Raw genomic sequence first — 12,283 nt, 5'->3', positions numbered from 1 at the left:
TCACCACCCTCCGCAAAGCCCGTTGCGCGCTCTGCAACGAGTGGCGTGCCCCGCCGCCGAAGACCCGCCCGGCTCAGTGGATGTCCCGCACCACCACGTCGAGGGCCCACGCGGCGGTCGGCTTCGCGGGCGGTTCCGCTTCCACCGTGTGCCCGAGGTCCCGCAGCGCCTCCACCAGCTCGGCGGGGGACGCGGGCGCGGCCCCCGCGGTCAGGAGCGAGCGCACGATGCGGCCCTTCGTGGCCTTGTTGAAGTGGGAGACGACGGAGCGCCGCTCCACCCCGTCCACCACGCGCGCGTGCAGCACCCGTACCGTCGCGGTCCGCCCCGCGACCTCCCCCTTGGGCTTCCACGCGGCCGCGTACGCCGCCGAGCGCAGGTCCAGGACGAGCCCGTCCCCGGCGGCCTCAGGGAGCACGGACGCCATCGGGCCGCGCCAGTGCGCGGCGAGCGCGCCGAGGCCCGGCAGCTTCACGCCCATCGAGCAGCGGTAGGAGGGGATGCGGTCGGCGACGGAGACCGCGCCCCACAGGCCGGAGAAGACCAGCAGGGAGCGCGCGGCGCGCCGCTTCGCCGCCGTGTCGAGCGTGGCCAGGTCGAGCGCGTCGTACAGGACGCCGGTGTAGATCTCACCGGCCGGGCGGGCCCCGGCGGTGCGCAGCTCGGCGTTCTTGGCGACCTCGCCGCGCAGCCCCTCGCTGAGGCCGAGGACCTCCCGCGCCTTCTCCTCGTCGGCGGCGCACAGCTCCACGAGCTCGTCGAGCACCGCGGCGCGGGCCCCGGCGAGCCCCGGCAGCGACAGGCCCTCGGGCTTGAGCGGCGCCCCGCGCCCGGAGGCGGCCTTCCCCTCGGACGGCGGCAGCAGGACGAGCAAGGCTTTCTCCTTTGGCGGTTATGGGAAGTGGCCCGCCCCAGCGTACGGGGTGGTGCGCCCCCCTTAGGGGCGCGGGGAACTGCGCGCCGAGCCACGACGAGACCCGCAGCCGAAAGGACACCGGATGCCACCCGGGAGAGGCGGGCCTACGCTCGGGTTATGCCCCGCCGCCACCTCCGTGTGACCGGCGCAGCCGAGGCCCCGCTGCGGGCAGCGCTGCGCGACCTGCGAGCAAGGCTGGACGTACCCGAGAAGTTCCCGGCGGAGGCCCTCAGGGACGCGGAGCGCGCGGCAGCGGCCCCGCGGCTGCCGGACGAGGACGCGACGGGCATCCCCTTCTTCACGATCGACCCGCCGACGTCCGTCGACCTGGACCAGGCCATGCACCTGTCGCGCCGCGCGGGCGGCGGCTACCGGGTGCGGTACGCGATCGCCGACGTGGCCGCGTACGTCACCCCGAAGGGCCCGCTCGACACCGAGGCCCACCGGCGCGTCACCACCCTGTACTTCCCGGACGAGAAGGTGCCGCTGCACCCGACGGCCCTCAGCGAGGGCGCGGCCAGTCTGCTGCCGGACCAGACCTGCCCGGCCCTGGTGTGGAGCGTCGACCTCGACGCGGACGGCCGCACCGAGTCCGCCGACGTGCGCCGCGCCCTGGTCCGCAGCCGCGCCAAGCTCGACTACGACGGCGTGCAGCGGGACATCGACGCGGGGACGGCCGAGGAGCCGCTCGCGCTGCTCGCGGACATCGGCCGGCTGCGCGAGCGCCTGGAGGTCGAGCGCGGCGGCATCTCCCTCGACGTCCCGGAGCAGGAGATCGTCGAGGGCCCCGGCGGCGACACGTACGAACTCGTCTACCGCGCGCCCCTGCCCGCCGACGGCTGGAACGCCCAGATCTCCCTGCTCACGGGCATGGCCGCCGCCCAGCTCATGATCGATTCCGGTACGGGTGTGCTGCGGACGCTGCCGACCGCCCCGGACGGCGCGGTCGGCCGGCTGCGCAGGACCGCGAGGGCCCTGGACATCGACTGGCCGCACCACGTCCCGTACGCCGCGCTCGTGCGCTCCCTCGACCCGCGCCGGCCCCACCACGCCGCGTTCCTCCAGGAGTGCACGACGCTGCTGCGCGGCGCCGGGTACACGGCGTTCAGCGGCGGTGAGGTCCCCGACCTGACGACGCACGCCGCGGTGGCCGCGCCGTACGCGCACTGCACGGCGCCGCTGCGCCGTCTCGTCGACCGCTACGCGTCCGAGCTGTGCCTGGCCGCGTGCGCGGACGCCGCGCCGCCGGAGTGGGTGCTCGCGGCCCTGCCCGCGCTGCCCAAGGAGATGGCGGAGGGCACCCGGCGCGGCAACGCCGTGGAGCGCGCGTGCGTCGACATCGTCGAGGCGGCCCTGCTCAAGGACCGCGTGGGCGAGGTCTTCGACGCGGTGGTCGTGGACGTGAAGGAGGCGGAACCGGCCGTCGGCACCGTCCAGTTGACCGCCCCCGCCGTCGTCGCCCGGATCGAGGCCGGTACGCCCCTGCCCCTGGGCGAACGCCTGCGCGTCCGCCTCGCCCGGGCGGAGCCGGGCGAGGCGACGGTGCTGTTCACTCCCGCGTGACGAGGTCGCGCGCGTCCGGCGTGACCGTCGCCGGACGGCCCGCGCCCGGCGCCCCGCCGGGCCCGCGCGTCTCCCGGACGATCACGCGCGGGCGCCGCAGCGCCTCGACGAGGCCCTGCGGGTCGTCGGCGTGCAGCCGCACCGTGCGGGCGTACGCCGTCCGCCCCAGCGGGCGGACGAACGCGACGGGTTCGGCGAGCTCGACGGTGACCGTCGTCTGGTTGCCGACACATACGTCGACCGTGCCGTCGTCGCCGATCCGCAGCACCCGCCCCTCGGGGTAGCGGCGCTCCACGCGGACGCCGCTGATGAGCGCGGCCGGGATCCGCAGGTCGAGGAGTTGCCCGTAGCGCACCCGCAACGAGCCGTCCGCGCCCGCCACATGGGGCCGCGTCACGCACGCGGCGTGCAGGGCGACGATCTGCACCACCGTGTACGCGTCGACGAACAGCAGCGCGGCGTGCGCCAGCGGCCACGGCACGACGAGGGCGAGCGCGACCGTCTCGACCACCGCGAGGAAGGCGAAGGCGAAGAGCGTCGAGGTCTGCGGCCCGGTGTACGCCGCCGCGCGGTCGTGGGCGCCGACCCCGTGGCGCCGCCGCGCCACCCACAGGCCGAGGCTCCGAAGGCCTCGCAGCTCGTGCGCGAGCAGCCGTCGCGCCACCCGTACCGGCCCGGTCACGGCGACCACTGAGTCGTCCCGGTGAGCAGCTTCAGCATGTGCCGCACGGCCGCCGCCTGGGCGGGCGCGAAGTCGTCGAGGAAGGCGTCCCCGAAGGCGGTGCCGAGGCGGGCCCCGCCCTTCGCCGCGGGCCCGGTGCGGGCCTCCTCGCGGTCCTCGCCCCCGTCCACGAGGACCGCGAGGATGTTGTCGGGGACGAGACCGGCGAGCTCCTCGCCCAGCGGGGCGACCCGGGGGTCGTCGACGGGCGCGTCGGCCAGCTCGTCCAGGCGCGCGTACACCTGCCGCAGACGGGCGGTGAGGCCGGGGTCGTCGGCGACCTCGCGCAGCGTCTCGTAGAGGCGCTCGCGCAGCCCCGCCTCGGCGACGGCGTCGAACAGGGCGAGGTGTTCGAGGTCCTTCGCGGCGGTCGCCGAGTCGGCCGGGCACAGCCGCGTGAGCAGCTCGGCGAGCCCCGGCGAGACGGGACCGTCGCCGGGCAGCAGCCCCTCCCTGGACATCTGAAGGAGCTCGGCGAGCCGGGTGCGCCGCTCCCGGATGGCCTCCTCCTGCCGGGCCAGGTCCTCGTCCAGCTCGGCGAGGACCTCGGTCAGCTCGCGCCCGGCGTCGTCCGCGAGCACGTCCCGCACCTCGTCGAGGCCGAGGCCCAGCTCGGTGAGGCGCTTGATCCGCGCGAGCACGATGGCCTCGCGCAGGCCGTACGAGCGGTAGCCGTTGGGGCGCCGCACCGGCTCGGGCAGCAGCCCGAGGTGGTGGTAGTGCCTGATGGCGCGCGTCGTCAGACCGACGGCCGCCGCGATCTCTCCGATCCGCATGGCACCAGTAGAAACGTTGACGCTGCGGCAAGGTCAAGCCTCCGGCTAACGGCGTTAGCCGCACTCTGAGGGGGCGCCCCGACGCGACCGCGGCCCTGCGCGGCTGGCTCGCCCACATCTCGTACGATCGCGCCTTCGGCTGTGGACCGCGTACGAAGGAGGGGTTCCGGCGTGGCTGAGCAGCGACTGACCGCCCGCGCCCTGGTCGAGGAGGCGGGCCCCGAGGCGCTCACCACGCGCTCCCTCGCGGACCGGCTCGGCATCAAGGCGCCGTCGCTGTACAAGCACTTTTCCGACAAGGCCGCGGTCGAGCTGATCGCCCAGCACCTCGCCGCGCTCGCCGACGCCTACCGGGCCCGCGCCGTATGGGCCTTCGCCCACGGCATGGTCATCCTGGAGATCCACGGCCGCTTTCCCGGGGGCGTGGGCCTCGGGGAGGCATGGGAGACGGGCGTGAGGGCGTTCGCCCCGTAAGGGGCGCGGGGCTGTGTCGATATGCGGCTCCGCCGCGTGGGCGCGACCAGCCACGACGGACTCGCAGACACGCGGACAGCACAGGCAGGGGAGGGCGACGGGGGATGAGCGGTACAGAAAGCCCACGCGGCGAGAGCGAACGCGGCGAGAGCGAACGCGCGATCTGGACCAGAGCGCCACTGGGCGGCGGCACCACCCTGGACCTGCTGACCGCCCGCTTCGACAGGCACCGCTACGCCCCGCACACCCACGAGGACTTCACCGTAGGTGTCTGCGTGGCGGGCAGCGAGATCATCGACTACCGGGGCGGCCGCCTCGACATAGGCCCCGGCGCCGTGGTCGTCCTCGCCCCCGGCGAACCCCACACCGGCCGCCCCGCCCTCGGCGACGGCTACGCGTACCGCGCGATGTACCCGGCCCCGCACCTGCTGGCCGACCCGACCGGGGACCTGCCGCACTTCAAGGACGCGGTCGTGGACGACAGGCAGCTGGCGGAGGCCCTGTACGCGGCCCACACCGACCTGAGCGGAGACGGCGCCACCGACCCCCTGACCGCGTTCGCCGCTGAGTCCCGGATCGCCTGGCTGCTCTCCACGCTGGCCCGCCGCCACGGCAGCGCGCGCCCGGCGCCCGACGCGGTCCCGGGCGCGGCCGCCGTCGCCCTCGCGGTCCGCGACCGGCTGGCGGACGACCTGGAGGCGCCGCCCGCGCTCGCCGACCTCGCGGCCGAAACCGGTCTGTCCCGCTACCAGTTGCTGCGCGCCTTCCGTACGACGATGGGGATGCCGCCCTACGCCTGGCTGGCCCAGCACCGGGTCGCCAGGGCCCGCGCGCTCCTGGAGGCGGGGCGCAGGCCCGCGGAGGTGGCGGCCCTGGTGGGCTTCGCCGACCAGGCACATCTCACGCGCTGGTTCAGAAGGGTGCTGGGGGTGACACCGGCGGCGTACCGCGACAGCGTGCGCGCGGGCGCCGCGTACGCGCGGCGAGCCGCACCCTCGGCCTGAGCCCGGGAGCCGCTCGTACCTCCGGGCCCGCAACAACGTTCAAGACACCGCCCGTCCGCCCTCCGCACACTGCGGGCATGACGGCACGTGGCTGGTTCCTCTTCTCCCTCATGGGTGTCCTGTGGGGCATCCCGTACTTGATGATCAAGGTGGCGGTCGACAGCGATCTGACACCGTCGATGGTGGTGTTCACGCGCTGCGCGCTCGGCGCCGCGCTGCTGCTGCCCTTCGCGATACGCCAGGGCGGGCTCCCCCGCATGGTGAAGGCCCACTGGCGCCCGATGCTGGCCTTCGCGGCCGTGGAGATCCTCGGCCCCTGGTGGACCCTGACCGACGCCGAACGGCACCTGTCCAGCTCCACCGCGGGCCTCCTGATCGCCGCGGTGCCGATCATCGGCGCCGCCCTCGCCCGCTTCTTCGGCGACACCGAACGCCTCGGCGGCCGCCGCCTCACCGGCCTCGGGCTCGGCTTCGCGGGGGTCGCCGTCCTGACCGTGCCGCAGCTGGCGGGCGGCGACGCCTGGTCCCTGACCGAGGTCCTGATCACGGCGCTCGGCTACGCCACGGCCCCGCTGATCGTGGCCCGCCACCTCAGGCAGGTGCCCACGCTCCAGCTGATCGCCCCGTGCCTGGCCCTCGCGGCACTCGTGTACGCCCCCGCGGCGGCGGCGACCTGGCCGGACGAGGTCCCGGACGCCAGGACCCTCGCGGCCCTGGCGGGCCTGGGCGTCATCTGCACGGCCCTGGCCTTCGTGGTCTTCCTGGAACTCATCCACGAGGCGGGCCCGACCCGGGCCGTCGTCTTCACGTACGTCAACCCGGCGGTGGCGGCGATCGCGGGCGTCGCCTTCCTCTCCGAACACCTCACCCCCTCCTTCTGGGCCGCCTTCACCCTGATCCTGGCGGGCTCGTTCCTGGCCACGGCGGCCACGGCGCCGCGGGGCCCCGCACGGCGGGTACCATGGTCGACACGGCAGACGAGCCGGGCGGACGGCCGCGTGAAGACCCCTTCGGGGGCCCTTCCCGAGGAACGTCCGGGCTCCACAGGGCAAGGTGGTGGCTAACGGCCACCCGGGGTGACCCGCGGGACAGTGCCACAGAAAGCAGACCGCCCAGCTTGCTGGGTAAGGGTGAAACGGTGGTGTAAGAGACCACCAGCGCCTGAGGTGACTCAGGCGGCTAGGTAAACCCCACCTGGAGCAAGGTCAAGAGGAAGCACCCCGGTGCTTCTGCGCGGACGACCGAGGGCTGCCCGCCCGAGTCCGCGGGTAGACCGCACGAGGCCGGCGGCAACGCCGGCCCTAGATGGATGGCCGTCTCCCCGGCCGCCGCGAGGCGCCCGGGCGACAGAACCCGGCGTACAGCCCGACTCGTCTGCCCCTTAGCTGGGGGCGCCTGACCTGGTGCCCGCGGAATCACGTGTCATGGCCCATCCTCTTGGCCATGACGGCGTACAGGGGCGAGTCATCGAAAGGTCTGGATTCAGCGACTTTGGTGTACCCCCACCTCTCGTAGAGCGCAACCACCTTCGGGTGTGCCGTATCGACGAAGAGGGATACCCAGTCGGCATGCTGGGCCTGTAGTAGTGCGTCATGAATCTTGACTGAGAACCCAGATCCGCGCCCTTCTGGTACGACCATCAGCTCCGAGAGGGCGAAGACTCTTGTTTCTGGAGTCAGCCAGTCGGGGGCGTCGACGCCCCGCCACCACCCACCAGGGCTGAAAGTGGCCCCGTAGGCGTAGCCGATGGGCTTGCCGTTCTCGAATCCGATCAGGCAAGCCCAAGTGTCTTTGGCGGACCAGGCGTCGACAAAATCGGCGAACCTCTCCCGGGAGTGAAACCCTCCTTTCTCGTTTTCGTAGCACTCGTCATGGATGTCCAATAGCAAGGTACGGATATCCCGGGCGTCAGCATGTGCATAGTGCTTCAGGTCCATTGGTGAGACCTCTCAATCCATTCGGTAACCTCTGGGGACTTCGATCCGGACGAGATGAGGGAAAGCCTCACCTTGCTCAACATGTCTGTGGCCCGCTTCGAGCCGTACGCAGGCGGCAGCATTTCGTATGCTGTCTGACCTGTGAAACAGGCCAGCTCCAGCTCTCCTTGGCATGCCTGGGCGAGCGCCAAGTGTGTCATGTACAGGGCTCGATTGCGGATCATCTCAGGGCGAATCTCGCTGAGTGTTTGATGGAAGAAGTACTCCGCTCGCTCATACTGGCCCAGCGCGAACCAGATGCTTGCCGCGAGCCCACACACTTCACTTTGATCGTAGAAGGCAATCCAGGTTGGACGCTCTGTTTCTCTGGCCCTGTGGAAAGACTTCTCGGCAGCCTTTAGAGAGCGGAGAGTGTCACTCGGTTGGTTCATCTTGGCTAGGGCCCGAGCGTTGCGCATGTGACCGAGCGAGGTGTAGATCGGGTCACGTCTCGCGATGGCCAATGAACGCATCACATCCGCGGCTGCGGCACCTTCTGAGAAGTCCCCTCGCTGACAGGCCGTCATGGCGAGATGGTTCCACACGTGGTACTGAGTCTCACTGTCGCCTGAAAGGCCAGCGAAGGTGACGGCCTTCTCAAGATGCACTCGGGCGCGTTGATGCGACTTGGCGTCGATCGCTGCGAAGGCCGCTGAGCTCATGGCATCCGAGGCGAGACGGTGAAGCCTCTTGCGTACCTGACTTGAAGTGGTCCCTGCAGTCAGGGCGGAGCGGATGCGGAGAGCCAACTCCACCGCTTGGTTCTCGACCTTCTGGCCGCCCCCTACGCGCCAGTCATCCTCAAGGATGCAGATGTACTGACGCTGGAAAAGGTCAACATCACTCAGGCTGAGCTGCTTTTTAGATGCTGCTACCGCCAGAGCTGTGCCGCCCGTGGCGGTGAGGAATGTACGACGGTGCACGTCGTCCTCCTCGCTCTTCTTACTTCTGGGGGTGAAGCCCAGGTCTACGGCTGAAGCTTGAAGAACCCTCTCAACGCCAAGCCGGATGCGATCCTGTGGCCACTTCGTTTTCCCTCTCAACCATCTACGAATGTCAGCGTCGTCGAGAGCGCCAGGGCGGCCGGTCAACTTTTCGATCTCAGCATTGACGAGCCTTGCTAACTCAGCTTGGCCAAGGCCGAGTTTGACCATGCGTGCCTCTAGCTTGGCGTTCGCGTACATCCCATGACGGTAGCGCCCTGCCAGCGACGGGCGACAGGCCGAAGGTAAAAATCACCGGGGTGCTGCGACGGAGAGCCCAACGGTTTCACCTGTTGCAGGGCCCGCATCGGCCATTGACTGTCTGTCAGGAGTCGTCTATCCCCGAGGGCGGTCCAGAACATGCAGATCACCGGTGCAGGAGAAGCAGGCAGATGCGCCAGGCCTCAGGCCGGTCACCCGGAGGGACATGCGCAGGACGAGATCGTTCGCGCTGTGCCCGTCATGGGCCCGGGGGACGTCGATGAGCTGACGGCACTCATAGGGGCGGGTGGAGTCTGGGGGCAGGGGCCGCCCTGGTTCCACCGCGGCCCCTGCACAGAGCCCACGCCGAACATCTTGAAGGCCGCCGAACGCGGGCTCAGGAGGCTGCTGTGAGGCCCGAACTGCACAGCACTGTCTTCGACACGACGATGAAGCGCACCGGTGAAGTCATGGGCTTCGAAGGGCCGTACGTCCAGCTTCGGCCCTTGCGAGGCGGATGTGAGTGGGACGCGAAACCCGAGAATCTGAGCCCGGCCATGTCGGTCAACGAGCTCGGCGAAGCCCATCAGGTCGATCCCATCGGGTTTGAACTGGATGGCCCGCATGGTGACTGAGTCGCGCAGCTCTGAGCCGGGCTGCTGTGGAGTCACGGCGGTCATCGCCGGGGTGTGCTGCCTCGCCGGCGCCCTCGGGCTCTTGGCGCTCGCCTACGTCCTGTCTCTCTAACTCCGCCTCGGCACACCGAAATAGGAGAAGTCATGCACGGCGATATGGATCCGACTGAGCAGCCCGCGAGGCGACTCGGGTGCGTTGCCTTCATCCGTAACCAAGAGGGCGACGTGCTGATGGTAAAGCCAAAGTGCAAGCACGCTGACAAGCGTCTCGGGTGGCAGCTCCCAGGAGGGAACGCGCACAAGGGTGAACACATTGCTGACGCTGCGGTGCGTGAGGTGAAGGAAGAGACCGGCCTCACGCTGCCCATCACGCATTACCTCTGCGTGGATCAAGTGCCCGAAAGTGAGGACGGCACCAGCGCCGAAGGAATCAACTTCGTCTGCGATGGAGGACAGTTGTCGGCCGAGGAGGCCGCAGACGTCACCCTGCCGGACGCAGCCAGGAGCGAGCTGGCAGCCGTCGCCTGGGTGCCTATGAGTCGGCTGGACTACTTCGCCCACGCCTATCAGGTGCGGCGCATCCACAACGCTGCGCAAGCCCTCGCCTGGGGCAAGAGGCTGCCGCTCTACGTACTTGGCGAGCCTGCCACGGCGTAGCCATAAGCCCCGTTCGGTTGCGCCGGACGGTACGGCCCCGCTCACCGTGACGCGCTCCTCCAACCACCCCGCTACGGGCCCAGCACGGTGAGCGGGCCACTAAGCCCGTGTGCGACTGGCTCTGCGCCCTCTCCTCTGCACGACATCAGTATCTGTCCGGTACGAGAAAGGGAGGTTCGATGCACCAGTTGATCGCTAGTCCGCAAGGGGCGAAGTTCATCGTCGTGAGACCCGGTGCACGAGGGGGTATGAAGATCCCCAAGGCGAAGTACGACGAGCTGTCTCAGGCGGTGTATGACGGTTGTCCTGTGCCGCGGTGGCTGTCCGACAACGCACTGAAGGTCTGGGGGATCGACCTTGCCCGGTGCCCGGCTGAGGACACCGTGGTGGTCCGTCCCCTGACCCGGCTCAACTACAGCCGGGCAACCTGGGAAATCAACAAGGGGTGCAACTTCAACTGTGAGCACTGCTACTTGGCGGATCGTCGCTTTGCCGGTCTCCCCAGAGAAGAGAAGGGCAAGCTGATTCAGCTTCTCTGCGACGCCGGGGTTCTCTGGCTCCAGATCACGGGGGGAGAGCCGACTATCGACAGGGATTTCACGTACTCGTATCGGAAAGGCTATGAGAGTGGGATGCTGATCGAGATTCTGACCAACGGGTCTCGACTATGCCAACCGCGGCTCGTTGACCTGCTTACGGCGATGCCGCCGCAGAAGGTGACGGTTTCGCTCTACGGGGCCACGCCTGAAAGCTTCGACTCCCTGACTCGGAAGCCGGGCTCCTTTCGGCTGCTCATGAAGGGCCTCGAAGCGGCCCGTGGTGCGGGGCTCCCACTCGAACTTGCCTTGATCATCACCAAGCACAACGTGCATGAGCGGAAGGCCATGCAGTCGATCGCCGAAGAGTTCGGGACGGGGTACAGCGAGTGCACGAACATCTCTCCCACCTACGACGGCAACCCCGAGCCGCTTGCCGCTCAAGCTCCGGGCTTCCTGGACAAGACCGCGATCTTCGAGGGCTGCTCGGCAGGGAAGGCGTTCTTCCATGTTGACCCTCATGGGCTCGCAACCATGTGCAAGGTGGGCCGGGAGAACCCGATCGACCTCATGGGCGAAGGACTGAAAGGCCTCGTGCGTCTGCCTGCCGTCGCAGACGCCCAGATGCTTCGCGTCGGCGGCTGTAGCGGCTGTGTGTTCTCGGACCAGTGCCGTGTGTGCCGACCAGTCGCGAGGGCTCGCCAGTTGGCGAAGGCACCACTGGAGAGTTACTGCCAGCACGGCTGGAGAGTTACTGCCAGCACGGACAGAGGGAGACAGCATGACCGCTGTACCAATCGAGATCACCCTGCCCCCGGCGACACCGAAGGAGCCGGACGATGTCGTCCTTGTGGACGACATCGAGGCCCTAGCCGCGGACAGCGCGCCCGCCTGCAACGACGACAACCCGTATCGCTGAGCGTCAACCCCGCGCGAGTCTCGTGGCGTTCACACGTCGCGGAGCCCGCGCGGGCCGTCTGCGTGAGAGTCTGAGGAGCTGTGACAACGCGGACTTCATTCGACGACCTCCCCTCCGCCGTGCGCGCCGCTGTCGAGAGCCGCACAGGGCCGATCATCAAGGCTGAGAACGTCAGCAGCGGATTCAACAGCGCGATCGCTGCCCGCGTGCACACCGCTGGCGGCACTCGCTTCATCAAGGGCCTGCCTGCTGACCACAAGCGGGTATGGACGCAGCAACGCGAAGCCGATGTGAACCCCGCCTTGAGCGGCATCGCTCCGCAACTGCTCTGGCGTCTTCACGAATCCGGTTGGGTGATCCTGTGCTTCGAGCACCTGGAGGGCCATCACGCGGACTACACGCCCGGATCCCAGGACCTTCCCCGGGTGGCCGAGCTGCTGACTCGGCTCGGAGAGGTCGCCTGCCCCGACAGTGGCTTGAAGTTCGTCGAGCAGCGGCTATCGAACTATGTGGCCGAGCCCGATGACGTGCTGTACTTCGCCGGGGCCTCCTTGGTCCATACGGACCTGAACAACGAGAACGTGATCGTTGCAGACGGGCGTGCATACCTCGTCGACTGGGCGTGGGCGTCCCGCGGAGCGGCCTGGTTGGATGCCGCCTACTGGGTTGTCTGGCTGATCGCTGCCGGAGGCCACGCCCCCGTGTCCGCTGAGAGATGCGCATCGAGAGTTCCGGCGTGGGCTACCGCTCCTGAGGCCGGGGTTACGGCCTTCGCCAGGGCCACAGCCAACATGTGGCAGCAGATTGCTGGAGCAGACCCTGACCCGTGGACAGCAAGGAACCTGAAGGCAGCCCAAGCATGGGCCGAGTACCGTCAAGACCTCACCAACTGACCAGGACCTCTGCTCCTCCTGGAGCGCTT

General features: G+C 69.4%; 12 protein-coding genes, 1 other RNA gene and 1 pseudogene. 9 read left to right on the top strand and 5 right to left on the bottom strand.

The genetic code is table 11. The features are described 5' to 3' along the window. Positions 1-73: 73 nt before the first annotated feature. On the bottom strand, positions 74-874 hold the full coding sequence (gene yaaA / locus CP982_RS13435) for a peroxide stress protein YaaA (RefSeq protein WP_150510739.1): 801 nt from the start codon (positions 872-874) through the stop codon (positions 74-76). Positions 875-1,033: 159 nt separating this feature from the next. Between yaaA and CP982_RS13430 the strand changes: the two genes are divergently transcribed. Then, positions 1,034-2,479 (top strand): RNB domain-containing ribonuclease, encoded by a 1,446-nt coding sequence (locus CP982_RS13430; RefSeq protein ID WP_150510738.1) that lies wholly within the window; start codon positions 1,034-1,036, stop codon positions 2,477-2,479. Here CP982_RS13430 and CP982_RS13425 read toward each other — a convergent pair. Then, positions 2,466-3,161, bottom strand: coding sequence for a hypothetical protein (locus CP982_RS13425; protein ID WP_150510737.1), 696 nt, complete (start codon positions 3,159-3,161; stop codon positions 2,466-2,468). The two genes, CP982_RS13430 and CP982_RS13425, sit on opposite strands and share 14 nt — an antisense overlap. Continuing rightward, complete coding sequence (locus CP982_RS13420) at positions 3,158-3,976, bottom strand: MerR family transcriptional regulator (RefSeq protein WP_150510736.1); 819 nt, start codon at positions 3,974-3,976, stop codon at positions 3,158-3,160. The genes CP982_RS13425 and CP982_RS13420 overlap by 4 nt, the downstream gene beginning before the upstream one ends. Positions 3,977-4,147: 171 nt before the next feature. Between CP982_RS13420 and CP982_RS13415 the strand changes: the two genes are divergently transcribed. The 4 genes and pseudogenes from CP982_RS13415 to rnpB all read left to right on the top strand — a co-directional run bounded on the left by CP982_RS13415 (position 4,148) and on the right by rnpB (position 6,831). Beyond that, entirely contained in the window at positions 4,148-4,450 is a 303-nt protein-coding gene (locus CP982_RS13415; RefSeq protein ID WP_184924984.1) for a TetR/AcrR family transcriptional regulator, read from the top strand. Between the two features lie 104 nt (positions 4,451-4,554). After that, positions 4,555-5,454 (top strand): AraC family transcriptional regulator, encoded by a 900-nt coding sequence (locus CP982_RS13410; protein WP_150510734.1) that lies wholly within the window; start codon positions 4,555-4,557, stop codon positions 5,452-5,454. 77 nt (positions 5,455-5,531) lie between these two features. Then, a pseudogene (locus CP982_RS43220) lies at positions 5,532-6,314 on the top strand (DMT family transporter); the annotation flags it as partial. 118 nt (positions 6,315-6,432) lie between these two features. After that, positions 6,433-6,831: RNase P RNA component class A (rnpB, locus tag CP982_RS13400), an RNA gene on the top strand. Between the two features lie 38 nt (positions 6,832-6,869). On the opposite strand, the gene CP982_RS13395 is transcribed toward rnpB, so the two are convergent. After that, positions 6,870-7,391 (bottom strand): GNAT family N-acetyltransferase, encoded by a 522-nt coding sequence (locus CP982_RS13395; protein WP_150510733.1) that lies wholly within the window; start codon positions 7,389-7,391, stop codon positions 6,870-6,872. Continuing rightward, positions 7,382-8,614: an NsdA family TPR-like regulatory protein gene (locus tag CP982_RS42485; RefSeq protein ID WP_229878907.1), complete on the bottom strand. Its 1,233-nt coding sequence runs from the start codon at positions 8,612-8,614 to the stop codon at positions 7,382-7,384. Before CP982_RS42485 ends, CP982_RS13395 begins: the two co-directional genes overlap by 10 nt. Positions 8,615-9,024: 410 nt before the next feature. On the opposite strand from CP982_RS42485, the gene CP982_RS13385 reads away from it, so the two are divergent. The 4 genes from CP982_RS13385 to CP982_RS13370 all read left to right on the top strand — a co-directional run bounded on the left by CP982_RS13385 (position 9,025) and on the right by CP982_RS13370 (position 12,254). Continuing rightward, positions 9,025-9,249, top strand: a complete 225-nt coding sequence (locus CP982_RS13385) for a hypothetical protein (RefSeq protein ID WP_150510732.1) — start codon at positions 9,025-9,027, stop codon at positions 9,247-9,249. A 144-nt stretch (positions 9,250-9,393) separates the two neighbouring features. Beyond that, on the top strand, positions 9,394-9,906 hold the full coding sequence (locus CP982_RS13380) for an NUDIX domain-containing protein (RefSeq protein ID WP_150510731.1): 513 nt from the start codon (positions 9,394-9,396) through the stop codon (positions 9,904-9,906). Positions 9,907-10,154: 248 nt separating this feature from the next. Next, positions 10,155-11,435: a radical SAM protein gene (locus tag CP982_RS13375; RefSeq protein ID WP_229878908.1), complete on the top strand. Its 1,281-nt coding sequence runs from the start codon at positions 10,155-10,157 to the stop codon at positions 11,433-11,435. 6 nt (positions 11,436-11,441) lie between these two features. Beyond that, positions 11,442-12,254 carry a protein kinase family protein gene (locus tag CP982_RS13370; RefSeq protein WP_150510730.1) on the top strand — a complete coding sequence of 271 codons (813 nt, stop codon included), beginning with the start codon at positions 11,442-11,444 and terminating at the stop codon, positions 12,252-12,254. Positions 12,255-12,283: the final 29 nt, after the last annotated feature.

The organism is Streptomyces spectabilis, from assembly GCF_008704795.1.
Lineage (GTDB): Bacteria > Actinomycetota > Actinomycetes > Streptomycetales > Streptomycetaceae > Streptomyces > Streptomyces spectabilis.
Note: the sequence above shows the minus strand (reverse complement) of the source record. Positions and strands in the feature narration are given on the sequence as shown.